This window comes from Planococcus maritimus, from assembly GCF_001687625.2.
Classification (GTDB): Bacteria; Bacillota; Bacilli; order Bacillales_A; family Planococcaceae; genus Planococcus; species Planococcus maritimus.
Genome location: NZ_CP016538.2, coordinates 2,490,407 through 2,515,342 on the forward strand (window position 1 = coordinate 2,490,407; position 24,936 = coordinate 2,515,342).

Annotated in this window: 33 protein-coding genes, 1 pseudogene, 1 riboswitch and 1 other annotated feature; of the genes and pseudogenes, 15 read left to right on the forward strand and 19 right to left on the reverse strand. The window is 45.2% G+C overall.

Going from position 1 to position 24,936, the window contains the following annotated elements; translation table 11 throughout:
• The first annotated feature begins 191 nt into the window (after positions 1-191).
• Together BBI11_RS12405 and BBI11_RS12410 are read left to right on the forward strand one after the other, a co-directional pair.
• Positions 192-812 (forward strand): YdhK family protein, encoded by a 621-nt coding sequence (locus BBI11_RS12405; protein WP_068463856.1) that lies wholly within the window; start codon positions 192-194, stop codon positions 810-812.
• Between the two features lie 33 nt (positions 813-845).
• Positions 846-1,298 carry a DUF305 domain-containing protein gene (locus BBI11_RS12410; protein ID WP_068463859.1) on the forward strand — a complete coding sequence of 151 codons (453 nt, stop codon included), beginning with the start codon at positions 846-848 and terminating at the stop codon, positions 1,296-1,298.
• Positions 1,299-1,652: 354 nt separating this feature from the next.
• On the opposite strand, the gene BBI11_RS12415 is transcribed toward BBI11_RS12410, so the two are convergent.
• On the reverse strand, positions 1,653-2,900 hold the full coding sequence (locus tag BBI11_RS12415; RefSeq protein ID WP_237150273.1) for an MFS transporter: 1,248 nt from the start codon (positions 2,898-2,900) through the stop codon (positions 1,653-1,655).
• 71 nt (positions 2,901-2,971) lie between these two features.
• Positions 2,972-3,213 (reverse strand) — a binding site (T-box leader).
• A gap of 72 nt (positions 3,214-3,285) precedes the next feature.
• The gene (locus BBI11_RS12420) at positions 3,286-3,576 is read right to left on the reverse strand and encodes a hypothetical protein (protein WP_068463865.1); all 291 of its coding nucleotides are present in this window, start codon (positions 3,574-3,576) and stop codon (positions 3,286-3,288) included.
• A 269-nt stretch (positions 3,577-3,845) separates the two neighbouring features.
• Here BBI11_RS12420 and BBI11_RS12425 point away from each other — a divergent pair, with 269 nt between their 5' ends.
• From BBI11_RS12425 to BBI11_RS12435, 3 genes are read left to right on the forward strand one after another with little or no spacing between them, the layout of a single operon-like run.
• Complete coding sequence (locus BBI11_RS12425; protein ID WP_156889072.1) at positions 3,846-4,385, forward strand: hypothetical protein; 540 nt, start codon at positions 3,846-3,848, stop codon at positions 4,383-4,385.
• A 60-nt stretch (positions 4,386-4,445) separates the two neighbouring features.
• The gene (locus BBI11_RS12430; RefSeq protein ID WP_068463870.1) at positions 4,446-4,661 is read left to right on the forward strand and encodes a DUF6366 family protein; all 216 of its coding nucleotides are present in this window, start codon (positions 4,446-4,448) and stop codon (positions 4,659-4,661) included.
• Positions 4,662-4,691: 30 nt separating this feature from the next.
• Positions 4,692-5,192: a hypothetical protein gene (locus tag BBI11_RS12435; RefSeq protein ID WP_083389100.1), complete on the forward strand. Its 501-nt coding sequence runs from the start codon at positions 4,692-4,694 to the stop codon at positions 5,190-5,192.
• 120 nt (positions 5,193-5,312) lie between these two features.
• Here BBI11_RS12435 and BBI11_RS12440 read toward each other — a convergent pair whose 3' ends face one another.
• The 6 genes from BBI11_RS12440 to BBI11_RS12465 all read right to left on the reverse strand — a co-directional run bounded on the left by BBI11_RS12440 (position 5,313) and on the right by BBI11_RS12465 (position 8,410).
• Positions 5,313-5,924 (reverse strand): hypothetical protein, encoded by a 612-nt coding sequence (locus tag BBI11_RS12440; RefSeq protein WP_068463873.1) that lies wholly within the window; start codon positions 5,922-5,924, stop codon positions 5,313-5,315.
• Between the two features lie 312 nt (positions 5,925-6,236).
• Positions 6,237-6,617, reverse strand: a complete 381-nt coding sequence (locus BBI11_RS12445; RefSeq protein WP_068465764.1) for a hypothetical protein — start codon at positions 6,615-6,617, stop codon at positions 6,237-6,239.
• Positions 6,618-6,641: 24 nt separating this feature from the next.
• The gene (locus BBI11_RS12450; RefSeq protein WP_068463875.1) at positions 6,642-6,833 is read right to left on the reverse strand and encodes a hypothetical protein; all 192 of its coding nucleotides are present in this window, start codon (positions 6,831-6,833) and stop codon (positions 6,642-6,644) included.
• Between the two features lie 26 nt (positions 6,834-6,859).
• Positions 6,860-7,321 carry an NUDIX hydrolase gene (locus BBI11_RS12455; RefSeq protein ID WP_068463878.1) on the reverse strand — a complete coding sequence of 154 codons (462 nt, stop codon included), beginning with the start codon at positions 7,319-7,321 and terminating at the stop codon, positions 6,860-6,862.
• A gap of 186 nt (positions 7,322-7,507) precedes the next feature.
• The gene (locus BBI11_RS12460; RefSeq protein ID WP_068463881.1) at positions 7,508-7,726 is read right to left on the reverse strand and encodes a hypothetical protein; all 219 of its coding nucleotides are present in this window, start codon (positions 7,724-7,726) and stop codon (positions 7,508-7,510) included.
• 63 nt (positions 7,727-7,789) lie between these two features.
• On the reverse strand, positions 7,790-8,410 hold the full coding sequence (locus BBI11_RS12465) for a YczE/YyaS/YitT family protein (protein WP_068463884.1): 621 nt from the start codon (positions 8,408-8,410) through the stop codon (positions 7,790-7,792).
• Between the two features lie 97 nt (positions 8,411-8,507).
• On the opposite strand from BBI11_RS12465, the gene BBI11_RS12470 reads away from it, so the two are divergent.
• The 6 genes from BBI11_RS12470 to BBI11_RS12500 all read left to right on the forward strand — a co-directional run bounded on the left by BBI11_RS12470 (position 8,508) and on the right by BBI11_RS12500 (position 12,532).
• A complete protein-coding gene (locus tag BBI11_RS12470) occupies positions 8,508-8,960 on the forward strand; it encodes a MarR family winged helix-turn-helix transcriptional regulator (RefSeq protein WP_068463888.1) in 453 nt (150 codons plus the stop codon).
• A gap of 22 nt (positions 8,961-8,982) precedes the next feature.
• On the forward strand, positions 8,983-9,495 hold the full coding sequence (gene paiA / locus BBI11_RS12475; protein ID WP_068463893.1) for a spermidine/spermine N(1)-acetyltransferase: 513 nt from the start codon (positions 8,983-8,985) through the stop codon (positions 9,493-9,495).
• 287 nt (positions 9,496-9,782) lie between these two features.
• Positions 9,783-10,403, forward strand: coding sequence for an FMN-binding negative transcriptional regulator (locus BBI11_RS12480; RefSeq protein WP_068463896.1), 621 nt, complete (start codon positions 9,783-9,785; stop codon positions 10,401-10,403).
• Positions 10,404-10,465: 62 nt separating this feature from the next.
• Positions 10,466-10,561, forward strand: a riboswitch (guanidine-I (ykkC/yxkD leader).
• 298 nt (positions 10,562-10,859) lie between these two features.
• Complete coding sequence (locus BBI11_RS12490) at positions 10,860-11,201, forward strand: DMT family transporter (RefSeq protein ID WP_068463901.1); 342 nt, start codon at positions 10,860-10,862, stop codon at positions 11,199-11,201.
• On the forward strand, positions 11,201-11,515 hold the full coding sequence (locus tag BBI11_RS12495; RefSeq protein ID WP_068463905.1) for a DMT family transporter: 315 nt from the start codon (positions 11,201-11,203) through the stop codon (positions 11,513-11,515). Before BBI11_RS12490 ends, BBI11_RS12495 begins: the two co-directional genes overlap by 1 nt.
• Before the next feature lie 120 nt (positions 11,516-11,635).
• Positions 11,636-12,532, forward strand: a complete 897-nt coding sequence (locus tag BBI11_RS12500) for a 3-hydroxyacyl-CoA dehydrogenase (protein ID WP_068463908.1) — start codon at positions 11,636-11,638, stop codon at positions 12,530-12,532.
• Between the two features lie 88 nt (positions 12,533-12,620).
• Here the strand turns inward: BBI11_RS12500 and BBI11_RS12505 are convergent, their stop codons facing one another.
• The 4 genes and pseudogenes from BBI11_RS12505 to BBI11_RS12520 all read right to left on the reverse strand — a co-directional run bounded on the left by BBI11_RS12505 (position 12,621) and on the right by BBI11_RS12520 (position 16,360).
• The gene (locus BBI11_RS12505; protein ID WP_068463911.1) at positions 12,621-13,037 is read right to left on the reverse strand and encodes a GNAT family N-acetyltransferase; all 417 of its coding nucleotides are present in this window, start codon (positions 13,035-13,037) and stop codon (positions 12,621-12,623) included.
• Between the two features lie 60 nt (positions 13,038-13,097).
• On the reverse strand, positions 13,098-13,604 hold the full coding sequence (locus BBI11_RS12510) for a CueP family metal-binding protein (protein ID WP_068463913.1): 507 nt from the start codon (positions 13,602-13,604) through the stop codon (positions 13,098-13,100).
• Positions 13,605-13,879: 275 nt separating this feature from the next.
• Complete coding sequence (locus BBI11_RS12515) at positions 13,880-14,860, reverse strand: carbohydrate kinase family protein (protein ID WP_068463916.1); 981 nt, start codon at positions 14,858-14,860, stop codon at positions 13,880-13,882.
• Positions 14,861-14,891: 31 nt separating this feature from the next.
• Positions 14,892-16,360: pseudogene (locus BBI11_RS12520) on the reverse strand (glycoside hydrolase family 32 protein).
• Positions 16,361-16,877: 517 nt separating this feature from the next.
• Between BBI11_RS12520 and BBI11_RS12525 the strand changes: the two are divergent.
• On the forward strand, positions 16,878-17,078 hold the full coding sequence (locus tag BBI11_RS12525; RefSeq protein ID WP_058383049.1) for a cold-shock protein: 201 nt from the start codon (positions 16,878-16,880) through the stop codon (positions 17,076-17,078).
• A gap of 539 nt (positions 17,079-17,617) precedes the next feature.
• On the opposite strand, the gene BBI11_RS12535 is transcribed toward BBI11_RS12525, so the two are convergent.
• From BBI11_RS12535 to BBI11_RS12550, 5 genes are all read right to left on the reverse strand, one after another.
• The gene (locus BBI11_RS12535; protein ID WP_068463923.1) at positions 17,618-17,797 is read right to left on the reverse strand and encodes an ABC transporter permease; all 180 of its coding nucleotides are present in this window, start codon (positions 17,795-17,797) and stop codon (positions 17,618-17,620) included.
• Positions 17,798-17,855: 58 nt separating this feature from the next.
• Positions 17,856-17,987: a hypothetical protein gene (locus BBI11_RS16690; protein ID WP_257785552.1), complete on the reverse strand. Its 132-nt coding sequence runs from the start codon at positions 17,985-17,987 to the stop codon at positions 17,856-17,858.
• A 109-nt stretch (positions 17,988-18,096) separates the two neighbouring features.
• Positions 18,097-18,333, reverse strand: a complete 237-nt coding sequence (locus BBI11_RS12540) for a hypothetical protein (RefSeq protein WP_068463925.1) — start codon at positions 18,331-18,333, stop codon at positions 18,097-18,099.
• A gap of 287 nt (positions 18,334-18,620) precedes the next feature.
• Entirely contained in the window at positions 18,621-19,523 is a 903-nt protein-coding gene (locus BBI11_RS16570) for a hypothetical protein (protein WP_068463928.1), read from the reverse strand.
• Positions 19,524-19,598: 75 nt separating this feature from the next.
• A complete protein-coding gene (locus BBI11_RS12550) occupies positions 19,599-20,087 on the reverse strand; it encodes a hypothetical protein (RefSeq protein ID WP_068463929.1) in 489 nt (162 codons plus the stop codon).
• Positions 20,088-20,308: 221 nt separating this feature from the next.
• Between BBI11_RS12550 and BBI11_RS12555 the strand changes: the two genes are divergently transcribed.
• Positions 20,309-20,914: a hypothetical protein gene (locus BBI11_RS12555; protein WP_068463932.1), complete on the forward strand. Its 606-nt coding sequence runs from the start codon at positions 20,309-20,311 to the stop codon at positions 20,912-20,914.
• Positions 20,915-20,995: 81 nt separating this feature from the next.
• On the opposite strand, the gene BBI11_RS12560 is transcribed toward BBI11_RS12555, so the two are convergent.
• Together BBI11_RS12560 and BBI11_RS12565 are read right to left on the reverse strand one after the other, a co-directional pair.
• Positions 20,996-21,949, reverse strand: a complete 954-nt coding sequence (locus BBI11_RS12560; RefSeq protein ID WP_068463937.1) for a ribose-phosphate diphosphokinase — start codon at positions 21,947-21,949, stop codon at positions 20,996-20,998.
• 153 nt (positions 21,950-22,102) lie between these two features.
• A complete protein-coding gene (locus BBI11_RS12565) occupies positions 22,103-22,420 on the reverse strand; it encodes a hypothetical protein (RefSeq protein ID WP_068463940.1) in 318 nt (105 codons plus the stop codon).
• A gap of 169 nt (positions 22,421-22,589) precedes the next feature.
• Between BBI11_RS12565 and BBI11_RS12570 the strand changes: the two genes are divergently transcribed.
• Together BBI11_RS12570 and BBI11_RS12575 are read left to right on the forward strand one after the other, a co-directional pair.
• Complete coding sequence (locus BBI11_RS12570; protein ID WP_068463944.1) at positions 22,590-22,913, forward strand: hypothetical protein; 324 nt, start codon at positions 22,590-22,592, stop codon at positions 22,911-22,913.
• A gap of 36 nt (positions 22,914-22,949) precedes the next feature.
• On the forward strand, positions 22,950-24,926 hold the full coding sequence (locus BBI11_RS12575; protein ID WP_068463949.1) for an ABC transporter permease subunit: 1,977 nt from the start codon (positions 22,950-22,952) through the stop codon (positions 24,924-24,926).
• The last annotated feature ends 10 nt before the right edge of the window (positions 24,927-24,936 follow it).

A 24,936-nucleotide genomic window follows, 5' to 3' on the forward strand; every position in this document is an offset into this window, starting at 1 on the left:
GTGCGCATTCTTTGGTGTGCCTATTATCTTTACTATACGGGAAAGTTCTCGATTTTTTGTGCAGAAACAAAGAAAGAAAAGAATTTCCCCACGGTGGGCAACTAAATCAAATTGTCACGGTTTGTGCACAGTTTATGCAAACATTCGGGGTAGCTTACTTAAGAAGAGATAAAAGAAATGAGGAATTTAAAATGGCAAAGAACAAAATGACAATGGCTGCAGCTTCTGTTTTCGCTGCCCTGGCACTAAGCGCATGCCAAGCCGATCCCGCCCCAATGGATATGGATGAACAAATGGATGAAAACATGGGAGAGAACCACGAGAATATGGAAGAACAGATGGATGAGCAGATGGGGGATGAAGACGGCCATATGATGGACCATTCCAGCTCCGGTGAAGTTCCGGAAGATTTACAGGAAGCCCAAGATCCAACATACCCTACTGGATCCCAGGCCGTTATCACGACCGATCACATGAGCGGCATGAAAGATGCCGAGGCAACGATTGCTGGCGCTTATGATACCACCGTTTATGCGGTCAGCTATACACCAGAGGGCGGTGGAGAGCCGGTCGAGGATCATAAATGGGTCATCCATGAAGAGTTGGAGAATGCCGGAGACGCTCCGTTCCAGGAAGGCGATGAAGTCGTACTCGACGCGGAGCATATGCAAGGCATGGACGGTGTAACGGCGACGATTGATTCGGCACAACAGACGACGGTTTATATGGTTGATTTCACTGCCACCGATAGCGGCGAGCAAGTGACGAACCATAAATGGGTGACAGAAGATGAGTTGGCGCCTGTCGAATAATTTCCAACAAACCATAAAAAAGGAGAGCGTGTGATGAACAAGTATTTAAAATTTGGCATCATGATCGGAACTTCAACCTTCATTATGTATTGGCTGATGTATTTAAATGTTTTCCAGTTGGACCATGTTTTCTATAGTGAAACACGGCTCTATATGGCGCTCATCATGGGTTCAGTGATGGCGATTGTCATGCTGCTGTTCATGTGGCCGATGTACAAGAACAAGAAAGCGAATGCCGGGATTCTTGCTGGCAGTGCGCTCGTTTTTGCCCTCTCGCTGTATCTCGTGCGCAGCCAAGTGCTTATTGAAGATACCGGCTGGATGAAAGCGATGATCCCCCACCACTCGATCGCGATTTTGACGAGCGAACGCGCGAACATTTCGGACCCTCGCGTGAGACAGTTGGCGGATGAAATCATCGAAGCCCAGCGCAAGGAAATCGATGAAATGAAACAATTGATCGAAGACTTGGAAGAGGAAGAGTGAGCAAGCAACATACAAAGAAAACCTCGGGTAATCGTATTTTCCGAAGCTTATCGCTCGCTTTCCGTGGGCTCGCGCCCAAGCCTCCTCAGCCGCTATGCGTCTTCCGGGGTCTCGGTCGTCTCGCTGATCCACAGGAAAGATAAGGTCGACCTATGGGAGACATTATCTTTGCGAAAGTAATGCGTAGCATTATTGAGCAGAAGGTTTTACGAGCGAACGCTTCTCCAAATACTTAGAGAGGTCATTGATTGTTCAGTATAAATATAGGAGACCTCTCTCGTATATTGATTGCAAACCATAAAATTTTTCAACACCCTGAGAAAGACATGCCGGGTTTCGGCATGTCTTTCTTTTTTAGGTGGTCGGCTTTTCGCCTGTCAGGACAACTTCAGCTTCCCCACTTTCTTTGGATTGCTTAAAACTCATGGCCCATAGTACTAGCGAGATGCTGCACATGACGAGGACCGAGACAATTACCACCGGCTGCACGGTAACCTGTTCCGATGCCACGCCGATGACTGCCGTCGCCACAATCACAAGTAGCGCTTCCACCAGGCTCAAGGCGCTGACGGTTCTTCCCATAATGTCGACTGGGATATGGTTTTGCGTGAAAGTATGGAATCCGGTATTGGCGAAAGCGAGCGAAAACGCTAAGATAAAAAATCCAGCCGCTGCCCCGGCGAATGAGTCCGATAATGCATAGACTAGATAGCCAAGCGACATCATCACCGAGCCGCCGCCGATCAATGCGACGAGCCCTAGTTTTTTTGTGAAGATGGTATTAACGATCGCGCCGAAAATGATGCCCGCCCCCGCGACACTCACAAGAAATCCGTATTCACCGTCTGACAGGCCGAGCACGCGTTTCGAGAACGTCGCTTCCTGTGAATCGATGGCCGTCGCCATGACCATCATGCAGTTGAACAAAAAGAATACCGTCATAACGAGCCGAGCGCTTTTACTGAAATTCAGGACGAGTCGCCAGTCAGTCCGAATTATTTCCCAGGGCTTACGATTAGCCGTTTCTGTCGCGATTGCCGCTTTTTCGAGTTTTGGCATGGAACGAAGGATGGACGCGGAAAAAACTAGCGCGGCTGCATTTAAATAAATCGCGGTTTCCGGTGTCCCCATCATGAATAACACACCAGCAACAGCCGGGCCGATCAGAAACGCCCCATAATCGATGAGGCTGCGAAGCGCATTGAAACGCTGGCGATTTTTCTCAGGAATCAGTTTGGTGATATAGGTCATGGAGGCCGGCTCGAACATCGATCCCGCCATATTGATCAACAGCACGAATGCATAGATCAGCCATAACGACGCAGCGAATGGCAGGCAGGCGATGAGCACAGCGCGCAAGAGATCGAGCGTGATCATCAGGTTGCGCTGATTGACCCGGTCGATGACGCTGCCCGACCAGAAGTTCGTCAAGACCGTAGCAAGCGGTTTAACGATGTACAGTCCTGCGACTGCAAGCGCCGACCCAGTCATATCAAGTACGATTAAGTTCAAGGCGATCAAATACACCCACGCCCCGAAGTTTGCGATGCCGATGCCTGTGAGTAAAACTATCGGCTCCCGCCAATCTTTATCTTTCCACATCCCTTTCATCTCCGCCACCACTCTCTGTTTCTTCGAGGCAAAGAAAAAAATCCCGCCCCCAAGACAATTGTCTTGGGGACGAGATTCCGGTCGTGGTGCCACCCCTGTTCGCTCATATGTCGCCATATGCGCCTCATTCGGTACATTCGATCTATACCTAAGCTCTATAACGGGAGCAAACGCCGCATCATCCCCTAGGTTCCGACGCGGTGCTCAGAGGCTTGCTTCACTCGCGCCCTTTTGCCCCGTTCCACCACCCCGGAGCTCTCTAGAAAAAGGATTCGCCAGCTACTGTTCTCTTCATCGCACTGATTTTGATTTTTACTAGATTACCACGAGACAGCCCCATTGGTACATAACAAGTTTCTGCCGGCTTCGTCACGATTCATTCAACCGTAACCCTAGAGGCAAGAAAATAAGGAATGTCCGGTGTCGTGTCAAACGGTGTCACTTTGACGCGGTCGCCTTCTTTGAGTTCCTCGAACGAGCTTACCGCGCCGATGAATTCGGTATGGTCGGTCATGAAGATTTCTTCGGTCGGGGCTTGCCGTGCATCATCGGACTCGACTTCCAGGATAAAGCTCGCCTCGGTCATTTCCGATACGGTGCCTTGTAAACTTCCGCAACCTGCCAACAACATGGATGCCATGACGACTAAACCAAGCAGCTTTTTCATCTTTCCCACTCCTCTCGCCAGAATCATCACAACCGGCATGACAATTGACTTCATCGTTTCGACTCTAGAAATTTGATATAATGAATATGGATTTTATGGAAAATATTGATAAATAAATCCTATCATATATAATCTAGGTAGAATATAGTCAATCATGAGCAATTTCACATAATAAAATGAATAGGTCTATGGAACTTTTTGGAATGATTTGCGTATAATTAAATTAAGTTCATTTCTGTGACAGCTATCTATTGAGGGAGCGGATGCAAGTGAAGAAAAGGTGGTTCATCGTTTTCGTTTTGCTCTTCTTTCTATCTTATGCTACAGCGACTTATTTCCAGTACCACATCGATAATGTAACACTTCAAGAGGACTTAACAGAATGGATCTATAAAGAACAAGCGGACACAAAGAGTATTGAAATTTTAAGGACCACCCAAGTAGATCATACTTCGTCCCATATTATCCTTTTCGAACTGGAAAGCGGAGAAATCGCTTTTGCGCACATGATGCAAGGATGGAACGGAAAATTCAAGATCGTCGAATCCGGATGGGGACCTGCGATTACGTATCGTGATATTCAAACCAAAAGCGGGGGCTATGGCGTCATCTATGGCGACAATTCGAACCTAGAAATTGATTCGATACGCGCTGATTCCTTGGAAGTATCATTCGGCTTTTCAGCGGACGTATCGAATGAATTGTATTTTATAAAGTATACGAAACTGCCTGCTTCAATCCAGAAAGCTTTTCCAGTGGAGTTGCGTCTCTATGACAACAACGATAGAGAAATTGACAGAGTGAACTAAATTTAGAACCATCTCTTTTGCCATTTTTCAATAGGATACTTACCTTTAGGAGGAATTACTGTGCCCAAAAACAATAAATCCGAAGACCAGCGCGACCGTCTTCAGTTGAAAGATCAGAAAGAACACGCAGGCAGCAATGTCAACGACTCCACCAATCGCGCACAGAGCGGCATGCCGGATACGAGAGGAATGGGCTGGAAAGATATCGGTGGCGTGATTTTGCTGCTGGTGATTTTGTTAATTGCTTATAGTCTCTACCAAGTGTTTTTCAGTTAAGAAATTGGTTGGTCGGAAAGGAGTGCGAATTTGAATAAGAAGATTTTAATCACCGTAGTCACCTTAATGGTATTTGTAGTTCTAGTCGGCGGTACGGTGATGTTCTTGAAGAACAATCCACCGCTTGAAACGAACAGCTTGGCCTATACTGAGAGCGGCCATGCCGTGACAGTCGGGTTCGGCAATAAAGGATGGGGCGACTTCCAATTAACCAAAGTGGCAGTCAATAATTTTGAAGAGCCGCTAGAAGGCAAGATCCAACTGAGCAATCCGTTAAAAGGCTTTGTCGTTACAGATGATTTTGAATCTGACGAAGCCCAGGCTTATGATTTTACAGACCTTGATGAGGTGACGATTAAAACCGGCACTTCCCCCACTGGCCTTTTGGAAAAAGTGAACAACGGCACCGCTTCTGAAGATGACGAAGCATATGGACTCACCATCAAGCACGACGAAAAAATTCACACCGTTCATATCGAATACAGCTATTTCGGCATCACATTATTTGAACAAGTAGAGGTATCTTCTTGAAAAAAGAAAACGACACAGCCGCTGATAAATGGCTGTGTCGTTTTCGTTTGCATTCGTTCAAGCAGTCCCACACTCTTAATATCGCACTCGCGCTCACACTGAACTCAGCGCCTAGATCCGTTACGATATTTTCCGAAACACATAGTTTTCAGCAGCCGCGGTGTCTTTCAGCCCTTTCATTTTATCTTTGACCATCTTCAGGTCAATTGGCTTTTCCTTTGGGAGCTTGAAGTACCGCTCCAACTCACCCTGTTCAACTTCGTTGTTGCCACTGACGACACCGATCAACTCAAAGTCGTCATCGAACCTGGCCAACGTGGCATCGCCGTGGCTGTCATTGCATAATAAAATGCCGCCCGGTTTTAAGTATTGCTTGGTTTCCTGCCCAACAAACCCGGCGTATTGGGAAATGATTAAATCCACTTGCCCGATTTCAAGCGGCTCGGTATAGTCCTGGCCGATAAAGGAAATCTCGCAGGCTTGTGGATATTCCTTGTTTTGCTCTATGTAATCCTGGATGCCGTCCATTTGTTTAAAAAACCGAATGGCTCCTTTGAAATTATCGATATATATTACTTCAGGGATGACTAAGGACGGGGAGATATCGATGAAAGAGCCTGGATAAATCGCTTGTTGAACGCCATATGCCTTCGCGACAGCTTTGTACAATGCTTTCCTATCCCCTATTTTGCGGATATATTCTTTATATTCTTCAAGAAATCTCTTCTCCATCTGCGCCATCTCCTATTCCTGTATATGATATGCTTGAGTCATTAACAATTAATTGGCAACACGCTACTGAAAGGAGCTTGCGTCATGACTTCTGTATTTCTGACTGGATTGTTCACTTGGCTTTTACCAATCGTGCTAGTGATTGCGTTGGTGGTTCTATTCAAAAAGGTAAAACGATAATTGAAAAATCGATAAATAAGTCGTTTCAAAAACTTCAACTTATTGTTGAGTCTTTACGCACAAGTTACACGTGATTGACTTAAGCCCTAAAAAGCTTGGTCACTTTCAATTTATTAAGAGCAAATTTTTTATTCAAGATGCTTCCTCATCTAAAATGAACGTTTCTGTTTTCCCATTCCATACGATTTCAACTGTAATCTTCGTATGCTCTTGAATGATTCCACAATCTATGCAGCTTGTGTCTTGCAGTGTTGCTTTTCCATCTGTCACAGGAATACCCGTCGCCGATTGGCGTTGGGTAACCGTACTCATCGAATACTCGATCATTTCCGGCGCTGTTTCTGGTCCTATATAATTTAGCATCCCCTCAACTTGCTGGCTGCCGCTTTGTGCTTCGACTACTTGATAAGTAATCCTCCAACTCTCGCTTTTCCCCGAATAACGATATTCTTCTCCACCAAGACATCCACTTAACAAAAAAGCTGCGCATACGATCGTTATCAGTTTCTTCACCGGCATCGCCCCCATATTAGCTTGTTATTCCTCTTTCCGCTCGATCCGCCACGCGATAAATTTAACGATCTCGGCAATGAAAAAGGCGCCGAGCACCCACGGAATAAACGCATATCCTGCCCCGTCCGCCCAAATTCCCGAGACGATAATCGCTATGAAGGCACCTCCAAGAAATGAGAGATAATAAGCCCAGTTATCTTTCAGAAATTCTCTCATCCGCTTCACTCCCAACGAACATGCACTTATTTGACTATCGGCAATCCCGCCTTGTCCACCCAATCCCTGATAAAACGCTCTTGATGCGAATTGATTTTCGGCAGCTCGTCCGGCTTGAAGAAACGGTGCTCGTGGCTTTCCGCTCCTTCTTGCATGAGCTCGCCTGAAAACTCTTGTGTATGAAAAATAATTTGCACGCTGTACACCTGATCGCCGTTTTGGTATTCTGCATAGCCCTCTTCCCCGGAATACAGGCCAAATAACTGGAGGTTTTCTGTCCGCAAGCCCGTTTCTTCATAGGTTTCCCGGACGGCCGTCTCGAGAAATGTTTCGCCTGGCTCCATGACCCCACCCGGGATTCCCCAAACGTCGCGGTCTTTTCGATGCTGAAGCAAAATCTGACCATCTTGTTCAATGATGATTCCACAGCCGACCGTCATCAATAAATTCGAACCGATCAACTGGCGCATGTCTTGAATGTAATTCATGGTTATTCCCCCGTTAGTTATAGTTTCTCTGAATTGATAGTTTCCCCTCTAACTCTAGCAGTGAAAAAGATAAATTTTCTCTTTCCCTTTTTGTTAAACACAAAAAAATGCCCGTAATGGAAAGGCTAAATCATTAGCTGCTTCATTACGGGCGATGTCTTTGAGATTTTATTCGGACTTCTATTTTCAATCTGAACTGTTAAATGATTTTCGTATACCGTAGAGAAGTAAGGCAACAAGCACAATCGTAAAAACTAAAGCCCAACTGTTTCCTTCACCAAACAAGCCCGTCAGTACGACTTCAAAAGAGGGCAACCCTAATGCATACAAAAACGGCAATGCCAGTAATGTCGCTACAAAACCTAAGCCGAACACCAGAATAGCTGTTTTTCTGTTTTCACTCAAAAAAACACCTCCTGGCACCAGCTTATCATAAAATCTCAAATTGACTAATTATTGTAAATACCATCAACGATGATGGATTGCTTGTTTTGGCAGCAATACCCGGTCCAAAGTTTTCGCCGTCACAGGCATGATCGCATTCAAAATCACTCCACCAAAGCAAACTGTCAGCACGGCCCCGATGCCAATTGGTCCGCTGAACGCAATCGCTAAAACGAGAAACAGCAAATAGATAGCAGTTCTCGAGACGAACAGATTGGTCTTCGCGAGTTCTTTTACAAGTAGCGTCAGACGATCCACTGGAATCGGCGCAAAATTCGTGTGAAGGTAGATTGCTGAGCCCACCCCTACCGCTAATAGGCCTGCTGTAAAATAGAGCGTCTGGCTGGTGATATTTTCAGGGGCAACGACGGTGCTCAATGTATGAAGCCATAAATCGATGCCAATCCCGACGATGACGGCGGTCATGATGCCGAGAAGCTCTGGTCTTTGGCGGCCGAGCATGGCGTTTCCGACAATCATAATGGCGGCGATGATGATCTCCCAGCTCCCGACCGTCAATCCGACGTTGAAGCTGAGCCCGACAAGCAAAGCATCAAACGGGGACGTGCCGAGATCCGATAAAATGGTCAGCGCAATGCCAAGTGACAATAATAATAGACCTGAGACATAGAAGAAATATTTCATTTTTTCGCTCTCCCTTCTTGCATTGGCTGAATGGTTTTTGTACACTCAATATAATTCATTATTGTTGTAAATGCAACATAATAAGAGGAGCAATTCTATGATAGAAATTCTGCGTGAAATCGGCATGATTGCCCGTGCCCTAGATTCCATCAGCAATATCGAATTTAAAGAGCTCGAGCTGACGAAAGGGCAATACTTATATGTCGTCCGCATTTGCGAAAATCCTGGCATCATCCAAGAGCAATTGCTCGACTTGATTAAAGTTGACCGCTCAACCGCCACACGGGCCATCCAAAAATTAGAGATCAATGGCTTTGTTGAAAAACGCAATGACCCGGACAATAAGAAAATCCGAAAAATTTACCCGACCGAAAAAGCACGCCAGGCCTATCCTTTCATCCTCCGGGAAAACGACCATTCCAACGCGGTCGCACTCGATGGTTTTACAGAGCAAGAAGCGGCGGAAGTTGAGCGTTATTTGCGCCGCATCCGCCAGAACATCGAAGTCGATTTTGAAGCGGTCAAAAAAGGCCATAAACGCGATTATTAATCATTAAAAGGAGCGAATTTCCATGGCAAGCCTACGTAAATGTACAAAAGAAGACCTTCAGAAATTGCAGGAGATTAGCATTGTCACTTATAAGGAAACCTTCGATGAACACAATAGCGAAGAAAATATGATCGCCTATCTCGAAGCGGCTTATAACTTGCCGAAACTCGACAAAGAACTCGCCACCCCAGAGTCCCATTTCTATTTCGCCATGGTCGATGGCGAAGTGGCGGGTTACTTGAAGGTCAATACAGACGACGCGCAAACCGAGCCGATGGGCAGCGAAGCTTTGGAAGTGGAACGCATCTATATCAAGAAGAAGTTCCAGAAAAACGGCGCAGGAAAAGTGCTCATGAATCAGGCGTTTGAAATGGCGGACGAACTGGGAAAAGACAAAATCTGGCTTGGCGTCTGGGAGCATAATGACAATGCGCGCGCGTTCTACGACAAGAAAGGCTTTGTTGAAACCGGCAGCCATTCGTTTTTCATGGGCGACGATGAGCAGACGGATTTGATTTTGACGAAGACTTTGTAAAGTAGAGTAAATGAAGATATTACGCAAAACCGCTGCGCTTGCCGCGGGCGAGCGCTGAGCCGCTTCCCTCGCTGCGCTCAGTGTAGGGTCTCAGCTGTCTCGCTATCCCGCAGGAAAGGTATTGACCGAAGCTTGCGAGGTCAATACCTTTGCGACGCAGTGCACAGCGCTGTGGGATCAGTAAGGTTTTTCCGCAGTTTTGCTCCATATCTTTATTCAGTAGATAAAAGTTACACAAGCTATTCTATTCGAAGATAAGAAAATATTTTTAGATAAGGCGGTGTACTATGTATATCCCAAAATATTATCAAGTGACTGACCCGGAAGAGATTCGTGAATTTATCGAAGCCCATTCATTCGGCACGATCATTACCGCAGGAAAAGACCGGCCACTTGCGACCCACTTGCCTTTCCAGTTGAAAAAAGAAGCGGATGGATATGTATTGCGCGGCCACTTCGCACGCGGCAATCCGCAATGGCATACGATTGAAGACCCGGGTGAAGTATTGGTGACCTTCCAAGGGCCGCATTCCTACGTGACGTCTTCCTGGTACGAGGAAAAAGACATCCCCACGTGGAATTACCAGGCAGCGCATGTGTACGGCACAGGGCGCTTACTGACAGAAGATGAACTGCGTGAGGATTTGGTGACCTTGCTCCAAAAGCACGAACAGCATCGCGACGAGCCGGTTCTGTGGGACACACTCCCAAGCGCGCTGCTCGAAAAAGATATCAAAGGCATCGTCGGGTTCGAGCTCCGTATCACCGATATCCAAGCTGCATTCAAATTGAGCCAAAACCAATCTGCTCGAGACTATCAACATGTGATTGATGGCCTACGCACGGAACCAGACCCTTTGTCTGAAGAAGTCGCGGAGGTCATGGACAAAAGGCGCCCATCCTCTTAAGAACCCTTATTGCTTGAAGTCCATGTATATTTCTTATATAACTAGAAGTAATTGAATGACCAAAAAAAGTTTTCTAGGGTTCCGCAGCATAGCTGGCCTGGTCCGAGAGAAAACACACAGCCATCGCTGTGACACGGAGGGACAAAAGCCTGGGAGAAACTGTTTTCACAGTTCTCCCGGGCTTTTTATTTTTTGAAAAGTACTGGAGTTGCAACAGCAGACGCTTCATAAAAACTGCTGCGAACAACTCGCTTGGATTCATTTTACTTATTAACCCGGATGAAAAAGCGGAAGGTGGCGACTCCTGCGGGAATAGCATGAGTCTTGAGACCCCACAGGGAGCGAAGCGACCGAGGAGGCTCAAGCCATGCCCGCGGAAAGCGTCCACTTGCAGCGACTCCATCAACTGATCTACTTTTCATTTTATTACTTTATTTATTATTAGGAGGAATTCCAATGAATCTTCAATGGGGAAAAGTATTAATCGCGGCGTTATTTGAAGTCGCGTGGGTCGTCGGGTTAAAGCACGCAGATTCACTCGGCGAATGGCTGATTACGGTCGTGGCGATCGCTGTCAGCTTCACTTTGCTGATCGATGCCGGAAACAAACTGCCGGTCGGTACGGTGTATGCCGTGTTCGTTGGCCTCGGGACAGCCGGTACGGTATTGTCCGAAATCGTCTTGTTCAATGAGCCTGTCAGTACCGCAAAACTGGTGCTGGTCGGGATTTTACTGCTCGGTGTCATCGGCTTGAAACTGGTTACCGCAGATGCTGCACCTGAAAGGAGTGACGCGTAATGGCTTGGATTTCACTTATATTCGCAGGGATTTTTGAAATGACTGGCGTCGCCATGATCAATAAATGGCATCACGACCGTAAATGGCAGTCGCTCGCCATGCTCATCGGCGGTTTTGTCGCAAGCTTTTTGTTCTTATCCATCGCCATGGAAAGCTTGCCGATGGGGACGGCTTATGCCATCTGGACCGGCATCGGCGCTTCTGGCGGCGCGATCATTGGCATGCTGTTTTACAACGAATCGAAAGACTGGCGGCGCATCCTGTTCATTGCGATGGTGCTCGGGTCTGCTGTCGGATTGAAGCTGGTGTCTTAATAAACAATGGAAAAACGCTTCCGCTTCCCCTACTATGAGAAGTAGAGATTGTTGGCAGAAACATCCTTTTTTGCCAATACACCCAGACTTGCATCATCTATTCAAAGGGAGTGGGATGGAATGGATTTCAAGTATGTCACGGTCGCAGGAAGCGGCGTGTTGGGGAGCCAAATCGCTTTCCAATCGGCGTATCACGGATTCGAAGTCGCAGTCTACGATATCAATGAGGAAGCGTTGACTCGTGCAAAGGAGCGTTTCGAAGTGCTCAAAAAGCATTTCCGGAGAGATTTGAAAGCGACGGATGAAGACCTCGAGGCCGCTTATAATCGGCTGTCTTTCTATACCGATTTAGGGGAATCTGTAAAAAATGCCGATTTAATGATTGAAGCGGTGCCTGAAGTGCTCGATATTAAAAAGGAATTTTACACTTCTTTAGCGAAAGTCGCACCGGAACAGACAGTTTTTGCGACGAATACTTCGACGATGCTGCCCAGTACATTTGCCGAATTTACAGGACGGCCCGAAAAATTTTTGGCGCTTCATTTTGCCAACGATATTTGGCGCAGCAATACCGCGGAAATCATGGGACATGGCGGTACCGACGAAGCGGTCTTCAATGACGTTGTTGAATTCGCTCAAGCAATCGGCATGGTCGCGCTTCCGCTCCACAAAGAACAGCCGGGCTATATTTTGAATACCTTGCTCGTGCCGTTTTTGAATTCTGCCCAGTATTTAGTTGTCAACGGCATCTCGGACCCACATACGGTCGACAAGACTTGGATGATCGCAACCGGCGCGCCGAAAGGGCCTTTCGCGATACTCGACGTCATCGGCATCAATACGCCGTATCATTTGTCTGTTGCGAAAGCTAACGCTGGTGATGCGGAAGCTGCAAAAGTCGCCGAGTATTTGAAAACGGAATTTCTCGACAAAGGCCGTATGGGAATACAGAACGGCAAAGGCTTCTATGATTACCCGAACCCGCGTTATTTGGATAAGGATTTCTTGAAGGAATAAATTAGAAAACCCGCATGGCCATGTGTAAGTGAGCACTTGGCTTTGCGGGTTTTTCCCTTTTATTCTGTGATCCAATTGATTCTGCTTTTTAAAGATCTTTGTACATATAATAATGGGTAAATCCCTTCGGAAAATCGTCTAATTTCCCCATCACTTTAAATCCTAATTTCAGATAGAAATCCGGCGCTTGAAAACTGAAGGTTTCCAGCCTCATCAGGCGACATCCTTGTTCTCGCGCGTATGACTCTGCCGTTGCCAATAATTCTTGGCCTTTTCCCATCCCTCGTAAAGAATCGTCTACCCATAGAAGGTCTACGAAAAAACATTCCCAATCCGTATGTCCTACCAGACCGCCGACTATGTTCTCTTCTTCATTCTTTAACACAAAACTCATTTTTTCTTCTTCGGTATAAGCGACTTTTTCTTTGTTATGCCTTACTAAATGATAGCGGATAAATCCCGCTTCTTCTTCGTTGTATCCTGCATGCAGGCGAATATTCGACATCCAGTTCACTCCTTCTGAAAGACAACAGTAGTCTCCTGAGATTTTTTCAGCGTGAGTGCTTTAGCTCAGCAGTAAATCCGTTAAACATGTCGGGTACCCCGTAAATGTAGAAAACTGAACCTCACCTGTTTTCCCTGCTGCTTCAATTTCCACCGTATACGTTCGGTCCCGAGGCAGCCACAGATCGATAAATCCATTTTGTGGCGTTGTCATTACTTCATCCACGTGAACTTCTCCGGTTTCATCGGTAATAACGACATTCATTTCTTTTTCGGCCAGTTCTCCTTGGCAACCCGTCAAGCTATGGATTTCACAAGGATGCGTGAATGTTTCGTAAGGGGCAATCGAGATAAAAAACTCGTCCTCCGGTAATGGATAGACCGATTTTTCTCCTTCATCTTCTACTGTCAGGTTCTGATCATCAATGGACGCAGCACTGACCTTATCACTTCCGCTCAGGTCAGCTACCAACTCTTTTACTTCAGTCTGGCTCATCGCAGATTCATCTGCACACCCTACCAATAGGCCGGCGAATATGAACATGACAAAAACCAATGGCATTTTCATCTAACCTCTCCTCTCCTCCTTACTATATCAAATTCCATTTATGTTTTATTGGCTGAATTCGTACGACTTAATGAACCCGGGCCTTCCTGTTCACAGATGCCCGATGGGTGCACACTCAGCTATTGCGCCTCTTTTCGAATATCTGAAAGCGTAATGTGAACCCTTTCTTCAAAACAAAGCACCTCACAAACCAGCGTTTAAACGCTAATTTACGAAGTGCAGTCATTTTTTTCTCGGACAATGAACTAATGTGCGCGTAAGTCCACCAATTACGATTAACTCGCTGTGGTGGATTTCATCAACTCCAGCACTTGGTTTTTTGTGGGGAGAGCCGAAATGGCCCCTTTCCCGGTAGTAGCCAGCGCACCCCCCGCATTCGCAAACGCCAGCAATTCTTCGTGATGCTCACTAAGTAGGGCCTCTAAATTGTCTGGTTTCGCTCCCCAATTTAGCAATTGGTACAAAAAAGCACCGGTAAAGGCATCTCCTGCCCCGGTCGTGTCTTCGACTGCTACCAAATATCCCGCAGCTGAATACTTATGATTCTCCACGTACAGATCCGCACCTTTTGCGCCTTTCGTCAACACGACTGCCAAGACATTCCCTGCAAACAAAGAGGCTATAGCTGTTGACTCATCTGCAATGCCGGTGATGAACTCCAGTTCGTCATCGGAAACTTTGATGACATGCGCCGTTGAAATGAACTCTTGAATAGTCTCCCGGCATTGCTTCGGACTATCCCAGAGCGGCAAGCGTACATTGGGGTCAAAACTGATAATCGCGCCATTCTTATTAGCGGCTCCGATGGCTTTGATATGGGCTTTTTTCATCGGGCTGTCGATTAAGTCCACCGAACCAAAATGCAAAACGTCCCCTTGACCGAACCAGTCTTCGTTCACTTCTGAAGCTTTCAGAAGCAAATCCGCAGAAGGGTTCCGGTAAAAGGAAAAATCCCGTTCGCCGTCTTCGCGGAGCGACACAAAGGCAAGCCCAGTGTTCGCTTCTTTTGTCCGTGGAATCTTATCGATTTTCACTCCCGCCTCGGCAAGCCGCTCCAATAGAAAATCGCCAAAGGCATCCTGTCCTACTTTGGTGATCAGGGAAGCTGTTCCGCCTAACTTCGCAACCGCCGCTGCTACATTGGCAGGCGCTCCGCCCGGCACTCGCGTAAAAGATGCTACATCCTTTAAAGCGATGCCTTTTTGGTCGGGAATAAAATCGATCAATACTTCACCAATCGAGAACAACTCTCCCATTGAGCACCTCTCCTTCTCTGAACTATAATCGTCAATAATCCCATTTCACGGCTTTAAACGCAGTGCTGCCGCCTTTTGCAAAAAAGCGGATGTCCTGGCTTCTAATATCCGGAAAAATCCGGGCCGTAAACACTTCTTCTCCGTCGTTCACAAAAATCTCCACAGACGAGGAATCGACAAACAAATGGAATTTGTACACATCCGCATCCATCCGGCATTTTCGTTCGGTTCCGTGCTTGCTGCCAATTACTTTACCCGAGGATGTGCGGTCGAGTATCACTTTCCCTTGGGCTGCATCGTATTTGATCACGGTTTGTTCTTCCTCACTAACGCGGAATTCGATGCCATATTCCAAGGCGTCCCCTGGTTCGAACTCACAAATCAGCTCATATGTGACACCTGAAAATCCCTCGTATGATTTCTTTTCGTCGACCAGTTCCTCTTGTGCTTCGACTTTGTCTTTACGCAGCGACTGCAGTTCTGGAATCGGCTGTTGGATGATCTTCCCGTCCCGAAGCGACAATTCCCTCGGGATCGTCAGGCAGTTCGCCCAGCCATTGATATCGCTCGGATACTCTATTTCAGGCAGCCCCATCCACGCCACCATGAGCCGCCTGCCTGTTGGATCGTTCATCGTATGCGGTGCATAAAAATCAAAGCCGCGGTCGAGTTCCACAAAATCTCCGTGAGTCAATTGCCGGTTTTCTAAATCGATCTTGTCCCCCAGTACATAGCCGGCTTGATAAATATTTTGATAAAAGTCCCCTCTGCCTCGAGCCCTTGCGGAGAAAATACCAGAATGCCTTTGCCGTCCATTTCGAAATAATCCGGGCATTCCCACATAAACCCAAAATTATCCAAATTGGTAGCTAGTTCCCCTTCAAACTTCCATTCCAATAAATCAGTCGAACTCAATAAACACACAGTTCCCGTTTGATCGGTTCGCTGCGCGCCAATGACCGCATAATACTGGTCGTCCACTTTCCATAATTTCGGATCGCGGAAATGCTCGGTGTAGCCATCTGGCACTTTATCGAGAACCGATTTTTTCGATTTGATGATATTTCCCTCATCATCCATCAAAGCGATGCATAGATAAGGGCGTCTCACGAGATTCTCATCCCGTGTATTGCCGGTATAAAGCAAATACAATTTCCCTTCATGTTCCACTGCACTGCCTGAATACGCCCCGTGGCTATCAAAATACTCGTCCGGCTTAATAGCGATCCCGACATTCTCCCAGTTCACCAGATCTGTCGATTTCGTATGATACCAATACTTCAAGCCATGAAAAGGCCCGAGCGGATGCCACTGGTAATACAAATGATATTCGCCGTTATAAAAACAAAAGCCGTTCGGGTCATTGAGCAGACCGGACACCGGTTGGATATGATAGGTTTGCCGCCAGGAACAACTATTGACCCGTGAAATCAAGTTATCTATATCTTCTTGATTGATCTGCTCGAGCCGAATGTAACTTTTCCCCCTTGGTAATTCCATTGTCATCATTCTCCTTTTGTGAAAGCAGAATTTTTGTTGCGCCATTCTTTAAAGTTTTGTAAGCCTCACTCCCCTGATCCCCATGTAGATGCAATGACACCAGCACGATGCTACAGAAGGCCGTTTGTTTATTAAATTATATGATTTTCAGGATGTGTAATCAATGCTCCATCACTTATTAGTCAGAGTTTTCTGTAAATTTATGATGGAAATGTGTCTGTTTTTCTTATTCCTTCCGTCGTATTCAAAGCTCATTCTAATGTTTAAGCGCTAGATCCGTAGACCGCGCAATCTATAAGCGTAAATGGATGATTTCATTGACGAAATCAGTGTTTCTAATTTCCTTAATAAATAAGATCGAAACTAATTGCTATCTTTTTCAGCACATCCATGTTACCTTTAGGAAGAGTTATTTTTGTTCGGTTTCAGATTGAGAAAATATTTTGTTTTTCGTCTAAGGTATTTGAGCAAGGATAGTAACACATTGTGTGGAGATCCACACTAGGAGGCAACAATTATGGAACAAGGTACAGTGAAATGGTTTAATGCAGAAAAAGGTTTTGGTTTTATCGAGCGTGAAGCAGGAGATGACGTATTCGTACATTTCTCAGCTATCCAAAGCGACGGTTTCAAATCTTTAGACGAAGGTCAAACTGTAACATTTGATATCGAAGAAGGACAACGTGGCCTACAAGCTACAAACGTCACTAAAGCTTAATAATAGCTTGAAAAAAGACCCTATACTATATAGGGTCTTTTTTTGTATTCAAATTTGATTGGATCTGCCGTTGACCATTGCTGCTTCTTGTAAAATGAAATTTTTTTATAGATAGCAATAACAATATGAAGCTAACTCCATTCACATTGGGTTCCATTCACTTGGATTCTTCTAAGCTCCTAAAAAGCAAACTGGAGAAAATAAACGAAAGAATTACAATAGCAGGAAGAATCACAATCCCAGATATCAATTGAGTTTGAGTGTTCAAAGGGATATACGCATTTTCTAACCAAGCAACCATATTCAATAACAAAAAGAAAATACAAAAAGTTATTACATAAAAAATCACTTTCTTAGAGATATTTTTCAATGTGTGCCTCCCTTTTTAATTTGCTGGATGAAAGTTAACTGTGATGTGTGATTTACACTTATCTCAATTGCCGACCAGTTATGTTCACGTTCCTTCGCTTTAACTGAATGTAGTCTAATTTGCAATCCGTTCCAGTCAAAACTGATCATCATCAGTTTTTCGACACATTTCAAACTTGTTTGGCATCCCTCTTCTTCTCCGCAATCAAACCAATTCCAATTCCTATTGCTACGAATATGAGCGCAGTAGATAACCGAATCAAAAAGCTGTCTGTTAAAAATAAATGATGGACAATTCTTTCTAATACTGCGGCAAAAACCACGACCCATACTACAGTCCACTTTTTCATTAGTTATTCCCCTTCTCTTTGACCTCTTATATTCATGTCTATATCAAAACTATCAAGCTTATTTTTTGAAGTAAGATCGAGCATTTATATAAAACACGCTGCCAAGTAAAAAGAGCAACACATTCATCCAAGAAGCGATGCCTGAATACTCATCGTCAAACACAAAGACGCTTAGAAAATTGACTGCCATGAACAGAATTAGAACTATGTACATTCCTTTTACAAATTTCATATGGCTTCTTCCTTTCCTATCAGTGAACCTCTACTTTCGTTTATCTAGCTATAAGATAGCTAGAACCTCAAGCATTAAGGATGAATCCCTGTGCTGAAACGAAGAAGATAAACAGAGAAATCAGGACAAACATATATCCCCAAAATTCTTTTCGATCGCTTTGAATTTTTACGAATCCCGCGACCAACATAAACATTCCAAGCGTCAGCATAACGTATGGCATTAGCGTAAAGTTTTGCGTCCATAACACGTAAGCACTAAACCCAAGTGCGGCTAGTTGCAGGATGATTCTAAGTATTTTCATGATGGTGTTGCTCCTTTAGTAGATAATAGTTTTTTACGTCGTCATTAATTGGAGAAGATACTCTACTGAACTAAGAGTCAGACGATTTCGATTCCCTCAAGTCCGAAATGCCGATAATTGGAGAAATAATCAGTGCAGCTAATAATATCCAAGTAAGTATCCAGTTATCGCCCCATGAAGTAAGTAGATAAATTAAACTGTAAGCTGCAATAAGGAGCGACCCATACTTTTCTATAAACTTGATGTAAGCCTTGAACAAATAAATTCACTTCCCATCACACTAGTAATTATTTAAACTTGAAGTTCAAGCTACTTTGGCCGATCAGTTTTTCCCCGTCTCGCCATAAATATTGAATTGCGTGTTGTTTCCCAAAATCCTGTTCCACAATATCAATGGTGATTGAAGAACTGTCAGACGAGCCAATTTCTTCGCTTACTTCTTCGCCGTCGCTGTCTATCTCAATCATCACAACTTCGCTTGGCTGTGGCTCTATCATTTCCCAGTCAACTACAATACTGTCGCCCTCCTCTACATCTCCAGTGTGTACATCGGAGATATCATAGCCACTGTTGAAAGAACAATCATTCCAGCATACTTCGGAATAGATATGATCGAACACCACGCCGTTTGGATACTCGGAATTCACCTTCGTAATCGAGGGCATTTCCATAAAGCTGTACTTCGGAAGCTCCCCAGCCTTTTGCGCTGCTGTTTCTTCAATTACAATATTTCCTGCATATTGAGCTTTATTATCCCGGTCGATAAATTCTACCGTCAACGCATAATTCCCTTCTGTTTGCGGAAAGCGAAATTCTTTCGAGTCCGTGAGTTCAAGCTTGGTTTCTTGCCCGTCTTTCCATAAAGAAGCGGTGATTTCTGGATTTGTCCAAATATCTCCGCCGTTTTCTTCATTCTCTTCAAACTCCAAATAGGCAGGCTGATTTAGAGAAACTGTCGTAACTTCTTGTGACAAACCAAACTCTTCAACGTCCTGTATTGTTTCCGTCACTTCCCCACTAGAGGAAGTCCAACTTATATTAGCTTCTGTTAATTGCATGGGCCCGCTGCGTAAACTGTCATCCGCGTGCAAATATGCTCTTGGAACCCCTACGTCATAGTCCTCAGCAAGACACCCTGTCAGTACGAGCAAACTTAGCAAAATTGTAAGTCGCATCAAATTTTTTTTCATATTCAGACACTCCCGCTTCGTGACGGCTTTACGAAAAGCCGTTCAGTTCTATTTCAATAGGCTGCATATGTCTAATCACCCTTTCGGCGTAAACTTCATCACGGCGTTGAACAGGTCGGACGTCGATTCCTGGAATCTTCTCTCCTCGCTCTTAAAGCTGTCGAGTAATGTATAGCCGAAGACGAGTCCGGCGATTGTTTGGGCTGTGGTGCTACTGAACAGGATTAAACTGATTTGATTGTAGAATTCTGGATAGGGTAGATTTTCAAGTGGAAGAAAAGGCATAATTGACAACACGATTACTACAAAGGACAGAAGACCGACTGCCAAAAACTTGCTCCAATCAAATCCGCTGATCCGTTTCTCTTTTCGTTCTAGCATGAATTTAGGTGTACGTAACAGAATGCCGATAACGATTGGGAAAAGCGTGACGTAAATCCAATAAGGAACCAGGTTGAACGTTGTCTGCATTCTTTCTTTCAATAATTCTTGCAGTTGCAAACCGAGATACACAATCAATGCAATAGCGATGCTCCAAGCAAAATAATAGAAAAATCGTTTCATTCGTTTTCCTCCTTAGTTTTTATTCGTACTAATCTATACTGTTAAATACAGAAAAGCGTTTCATTTTTTTCCCAGCTTTCAATTACTAGTTCAAAATTTCCAGTATGCAGTCGTGTCTCCCACCTTAATAAAAATGAGGATCTCCCGCTTATCTTATTCCATAATTTAACTTTAACAGTTTTCTTCCAAAATCGATATACTCTTTATAGAGGTGATTTCTGATGAATCCTATTTGTATATGCCAAGAAGATTTTAATCCTGAAGATGAATATCCTGTATTTGATACTGACTCAGTTCCCGCGAAGCTATATGTATCCCCAGTTAATGATGAACATTACGATGCCGAGACGCAGCAGATTTTAATCCATTTCATTATCTCCCAGAACAGATTTCCTGTTCATTTAACTATTGAGCTACTCTCAGGAGTATCCGATGAACTCAAAACCAGTTTTCAGAAACAAGCGATCGACCATTCGATAACGAATGAAAAGAATGGACGCACAAAGATGGTTGTGCTTCGGGCAATATTAGAGAATCAGCATGCGGTAAACTTTGCGATAGCCAAAACTTTCTGGATTGCTTGTGCTAACCAATTTTACGTTCTATCTTGCCCAGATAGCTTGAGCTATTCTAAAGTGCAATCGACAGGCTGGTTCGGTAGAGAAAAACAGATATTGCGGCCATACTTCCCCACACTTTCTCACGCCTCCTTCATCGTCGTTTGGCACGACGGGCAGGGATTCAATCTTTATACTTCTGAAGAAAAATTCGCTACATCAGAAAATCTTGTGAGTCATTTCCCCTCAGATACACAATTTGAATTTTGATAAGCAGGTTAAAACAAAACAAACCCCAAACGCGCGCCGTCTCTTCGGCACTCATTTGGGGTTCGTTGCATTTCTATATGGTCATCCTTCAAACAAAGGACTGACGGGTTTTTCGTTATGCACGTGCTCGATTGCTTCTGCGAGCAGTGGCGCGATCGATAAGATGGTGATTTTCGGAATGCGTTTTTCTTTTGGTACATCGATCGTGTTGGTGACCACGAGTTCTGTCAACGCAGAGTCTTGGATGCGCTGGACGGAATCGCCGGACAAAACGGCATGCGTGCAGCATGCGTAGACGGCTTTGGCGCCGTTTTCCACAAGCAGGTCGGCCGCATCGGCGATGGTCGCTGCTGTGTCGACAATGTCGACGATGATGACAGCGTTTTTGCCTTGGATGTCCCCGACGATATTCATTGTGTCGGCTTCGCCCGGCTGCATTTTACGCTTGTCGATAAAGCCGATCGGCACGTCTAAGCGGTCCGCAAGTCTGCGGGCTCTGCTCAATCCGCCGTTATCCGGAGCGACGACGATGGCATCTTCGAGATTTTTATCGATGAAATGCTGGGACAATTCGGTAATGCCGAGCAATTGATCGACCGGAATATTGAAGAAACCTTGTACTTGCGGTGCGTGGAAATCCATCGTGATGATGTGGTCGACACCCGCTTTCACCAGCATGTTCGCGACAAGTTTCGCCGTGATTGGTTCACGCGAGCTCGCTTTGCGGTCTTGGCGCGCGTAGCCGTAATACGGGATGACCGCCGTGATGGAGTCTGCCGATGCACGCTTCAAGGCGTCGATCATGATCAATAATTCCATGACATGCTCATGCCCTGGCTGCGAAGTCGATTGGACGATATAAACTTCCGCCCCTCGTACGCTTTCCTCGATATGGATTTGGATTTCCCCATCGCTAAAATGGGTGATGGAGTTTTTGCCCAGTTCACAGCCAAGATGCTCTGCGATTTCCTGCGCTAGTTCCTGATTTGAATTCAACGAAAATATCTTGAAATTGTCTCTTAATTGATAAGCCACCGTTCAACTCCCCTTTCAGCAAAGTATAAGTTCGTAAATGAATAGCTGACTGTTTCCCATGAAAAAATCTCATCATGCGGTGTATATCAGTTGTTTTTATGATAGCTCTTTCTAGGGGCAAATGCCACCAAAGACGGAGAATCATGCCTCTGTTCACAAGCTTTTTAGAAAATCTGCCACAATATCGAGATTCCACATCAAAAAGATCAATGCGATGAGCGAAACCGCCATCAATAAACTGATTAAGCGGAAAGCTGCGAGCTGGCATCTTTTCGGGAAAAACTTCTCGCTGCACCAGGCTAGGAAAGTAAATAGCAGCGCAAGGATAAAAAATGGCCCCTCTCCGTGTGAAAACACTTCACCCAACTCTTGTTTCTCGCCGTCCTTCACTGGCTTGATGGCCATATATATATGTTGAATCGCGATGCCACCCAATAGCACCGATAGCGCAACTAGTATCCAGACTGACACGTCTCTTCTTCTCCTCCGCTGACTATTCTCTTAGTTCGAATCGTTCGCTTGCTGTCATTCAATTTAGAATGATACATAATTTTCTAATTTTTGAAACTATCTCTCCATTATACCGTACAGTATATTAAGGGATTAACATTTTTTCCAAAAATTCCAACTGGAGGTTCAGATGAAAAACATACTTATTGTCTCACTGACCATGCTCATGCTGACGCTTGGCAATTGGCTTGCGGCCTTTTTCACACCGCTCGGGTTTTTGGATATCGCCATTCCTTTTGCCGGACTCGCTGTCGTTCTCGTGTTTTTCTTTAAATCAAAAGGCGGCATGGCGAGCCGTCATTTGGATATGTCGATTCAAGGATCGACGGGCATTCGGATGGAACAGGCCGCTCCTGTCCATGAACGTTCGTATATTTTAATTGGCGCGATTTTGTACTTAGTCTTAATGGTCGGGCTGACGTTTTTCATGTACCGCGAGTATTTTCTGAACTAAGAAATCAGTTGCCATTTCGTTGCAAAGGAGGCATTTATGAAACAGTTTTGGACGATTAGTACGAAATTTATCTTCGGCGTAGTCGGCATCATGCTGATCAGCGCCACTCCTGCACTTTTTAACGGAGCTTCATTTCTCAATTTCCGTTCGTATGTGGAAGCGTTGCGGCTTATTTTCGCGGGGTTTACAACGCCATCTGAGTGGACCTTGAGTTATCAAATTCCGTTTTCTTTAGAGACAATTCCGGTGTCTTTTTCCAAATTTTTGAGCGGCCCTTACGTCTACTCGATGTCTATTTTCTTGATGGCATTGCTGCTTGCTGCCGTTTCAGCTTTTGTGCTTTCCTTTATGGTCATCTTATCGACAGGCGCCTTCAAGCGCTTGATGCTGGAACTTATCAAACTCCTGCAGTCTTTTCCCGATTTCGCTTACATATTCTTAATTCAAATCGGCGTCATCGCCATTTTTCAGCAAACCGGGTTCTTGCTCCTGAGCTTTTACAGCTTGGGCGGCGAGGAGATTTACTTGGCGCCTGTCGTATGTTTGGCGGTCGTGCCGGCGGTCTTGTTTTTAAAACTGTTTATTTTATTGTACGAAGACGAACAGCGACATCCTTACGTAGAACTCGCGCGTTCTAAAGGCTTGAGCCGGTTTGAGGTGCTGTGGAAGCATTGCACGTCCAATGTCTTGAAAAGTGCATTTTACCAGTCCAAGTCGATTGTGTGGCTCGCTCTTTCTGCGCTATTGATCATCGAATACCTCTTCGGTGTCGAAGGCATTTTGTATTATTTGCAAAATGACTTTAGCCCGAAAGGCATTGCGTTTATTTTATTGACTGTCTTTATCCCGTTCTTCGTTTTCTATACGGCAGTGGAATTGTGGCTCGGAACATACGAAATCGAACGCAACGCAGTATTTAGCAAATTCAATTTGCGCCTCCTGGACCTGAATGAAATCCGGGCAAGCCTGCGCTCGTTTTTTTCAAACCGAAAATCGGTGTCTGCGCGCATACCCCTTTATAAAAACCCGCGTCTCTTCATCCCGTCATCCATCGTGCTCGGCTTACTGACGGCGAGTGTTTTGTACGCTGTGTTCACGGGTGACGCCATTGCGCAAACGAATTATGTGTACGATGATGAGGGCAGCATCGAAAGCAGCGCACCTCATCCGCCGTCCCAAGACATTGTGTTTGGCACCGATCCATTCGGCTATTCAATCGCACAGCAATTAATGGTCGGCATGAAATACACCATTGTCTTGAGTTTATTGATCGCCAGTTTGCGCATCGTTTTCGGCTATTTGTTCGGTATCGTTTATACCTTCTTCTTTACAGACAAGCTGCGCCATTTCGTCAATTCTATTGCAGAAGGCATGCATTTTTTGCCGCTGACTTTGGTAACCTATCTTTTGTTGCGCCCGGTCCTTATCAGTTTCGGGGAATGGGATCTCAGTTTGGCAGAGCGATTGATCTTTCAAGTGCTGATCATGTCGCTTGTCGTATTGCCGATCACCACAAGCGCCATTGGCAATGAAATGAACGAAACCTTGAAGAAAGACTACGTCATCAGTTCGGTCTTGATGGGCGGATCGATGAGTTGGATCTTGTCGAAGCATATTCAGCCGGAGCTTTGGCCAAAACTCGTATTGATGTGGGTACAGCACATCATCCAAGTGCTCCAGATGTTCGTGCACTTGGGGATCTTAAACATTTTTGTTGGCGGCGCCTTGGCCCAATCCGATTATCCGAGGCTGGTCCCGGAAATTTACGAACTGTCCGGCATGATCGCTATTTCCCGGGAAGTGTTTTCAACCAATCAATTCTGGATGATTCTCCCGCCTTTAGCTGTGTTCATGATCCTGATTTATTGCTTTATCACGATTGCCGAAGGGCTGACCAAAAAGCAGTTACCTGTCGTGCAAGCTGAACAGGAAGATGCGCAAGATTTGAAAAAAAGTTCAGATGCTGCGCCTTCTTTTTCACGTATCCGCTATGCCGAAGCCAATGAAAAATGACAAGACTCGG

What these genes read in the sequence shown, in the direction of transcription:
- BBI11_RS16690 (WP_257785552.1), bottom strand. Translation starts at nt 17,987, where the DNA reads ATGGCAGTCAATTTTCTAAGCGTCTTTGTGTTTGACGATGAGTATTCA.
- paiA (WP_068463893.1), top strand. Translation starts at nt 8,983, where the DNA reads ATGGCAAGCCTACGTAAATGTACAAAAGAAGACCTTCAGAAATTGCAG.
- BBI11_RS12405 (WP_068463856.1), top strand. Translation starts at nt 192, where the DNA reads ATGGCAAAGAACAAAATGACAATGGCTGCAGCTTCTGTTTTCGCTGCC.
- BBI11_RS12480 (WP_068463896.1), top strand. Translation starts at nt 9,783, where the DNA reads ATGTATATCCCAAAATATTATCAAGTGACTGACCCGGAAGAGATTCGT.
- BBI11_RS12550 (WP_068463929.1), bottom strand. Translation starts at nt 20,087, where the DNA reads ATGAAACGATTTTTCTATTATTTTGCTTGGAGCATCGCTATTGCATTG.
- BBI11_RS12440 (WP_068463873.1), bottom strand. Translation starts at nt 5,924, where the DNA reads ATGGAGAAGAGATTTCTTGAAGAATATAAAGAATATATCCGCAAAATA.
- BBI11_RS12575 (WP_068463949.1), top strand. Translation starts at nt 22,950, where the DNA reads ATGAAACAGTTTTGGACGATTAGTACGAAATTTATCTTCGGCGTAGTC.
- BBI11_RS12490 (WP_068463901.1), top strand. Translation starts at nt 10,860, where the DNA reads ATGAATCTTCAATGGGGAAAAGTATTAATCGCGGCGTTATTTGAAGTC.
- BBI11_RS12465 (WP_068463884.1), bottom strand. Translation starts at nt 8,410, where the DNA reads ATGAAATATTTCTTCTATGTCTCAGGTCTATTATTATTGTCACTTGGC.
- BBI11_RS12470 (WP_068463888.1), top strand. Translation starts at nt 8,508, where the DNA reads ATGATAGAAATTCTGCGTGAAATCGGCATGATTGCCCGTGCCCTAGAT.
- BBI11_RS12570 (WP_068463944.1), top strand. Translation starts at nt 22,590, where the DNA reads ATGAAAAACATACTTATTGTCTCACTGACCATGCTCATGCTGACGCTT.
- BBI11_RS12410 (WP_068463859.1), top strand. Translation starts at nt 846, where the DNA reads ATGAACAAGTATTTAAAATTTGGCATCATGATCGGAACTTCAACCTTC.
- BBI11_RS12500 (WP_068463908.1), top strand. Translation starts at nt 11,636, where the DNA reads ATGGATTTCAAGTATGTCACGGTCGCAGGAAGCGGCGTGTTGGGGAGC.
- BBI11_RS12540 (WP_068463925.1), bottom strand. Translation starts at nt 18,333, where the DNA reads ATGAAAATACTTAGAATCATCCTGCAACTAGCCGCACTTGGGTTTAGT.
- BBI11_RS12505 (WP_068463911.1), bottom strand. Translation starts at nt 13,037, where the DNA reads ATGTCGAATATTCGCCTGCATGCAGGATACAACGAAGAAGAAGCGGGA.
- BBI11_RS12510 (WP_068463913.1), bottom strand. Translation starts at nt 13,604, where the DNA reads ATGAAAATGCCATTGGTTTTTGTCATGTTCATATTCGCCGGCCTATTG.
- BBI11_RS12525 (WP_058383049.1), top strand. Translation starts at nt 16,878, where the DNA reads ATGGAACAAGGTACAGTGAAATGGTTTAATGCAGAAAAAGGTTTTGGT.
- BBI11_RS12455 (WP_068463878.1), bottom strand. Translation starts at nt 7,321, where the DNA reads ATGAATTACATTCAAGACATGCGCCAGTTGATCGGTTCGAATTTATTG.
- BBI11_RS12450 (WP_068463875.1), bottom strand. Translation starts at nt 6,833, where the DNA reads ATGAGAGAATTTCTGAAAGATAACTGGGCTTATTATCTCTCATTTCTT.
- BBI11_RS16570 (WP_068463928.1), bottom strand. Translation starts at nt 19,523, where the DNA reads ATGAAAAAAAATTTGATGCGACTTACAATTTTGCTAAGTTTGCTCGTA.
- BBI11_RS12495 (WP_068463905.1), top strand. Translation starts at nt 11,201, where the DNA reads ATGGCTTGGATTTCACTTATATTCGCAGGGATTTTTGAAATGACTGGC.
- BBI11_RS12535 (WP_068463923.1), bottom strand. Translation starts at nt 17,797, where the DNA reads ATGAAAAAGTGGACTGTAGTATGGGTCGTGGTTTTTGCCGCAGTATTA.
- BBI11_RS12555 (WP_068463932.1), top strand. Translation starts at nt 20,309, where the DNA reads ATGAATCCTATTTGTATATGCCAAGAAGATTTTAATCCTGAAGATGAA.
- BBI11_RS12420 (WP_068463865.1), bottom strand. Translation starts at nt 3,576, where the DNA reads ATGAAAAAGCTGCTTGGTTTAGTCGTCATGGCATCCATGTTGTTGGCA.
- BBI11_RS12415 (WP_237150273.1), bottom strand. Translation starts at nt 2,900, where the DNA reads ATGTGGAAAGATAAAGATTGGCGGGAGCCGATAGTTTTACTCACAGGC.
- BBI11_RS12515 (WP_068463916.1), bottom strand. Translation starts at nt 14,860, where the DNA reads ATGGGAGAGTTGTTCTCGATTGGTGAAGTATTGATCGATTTTATTCCC.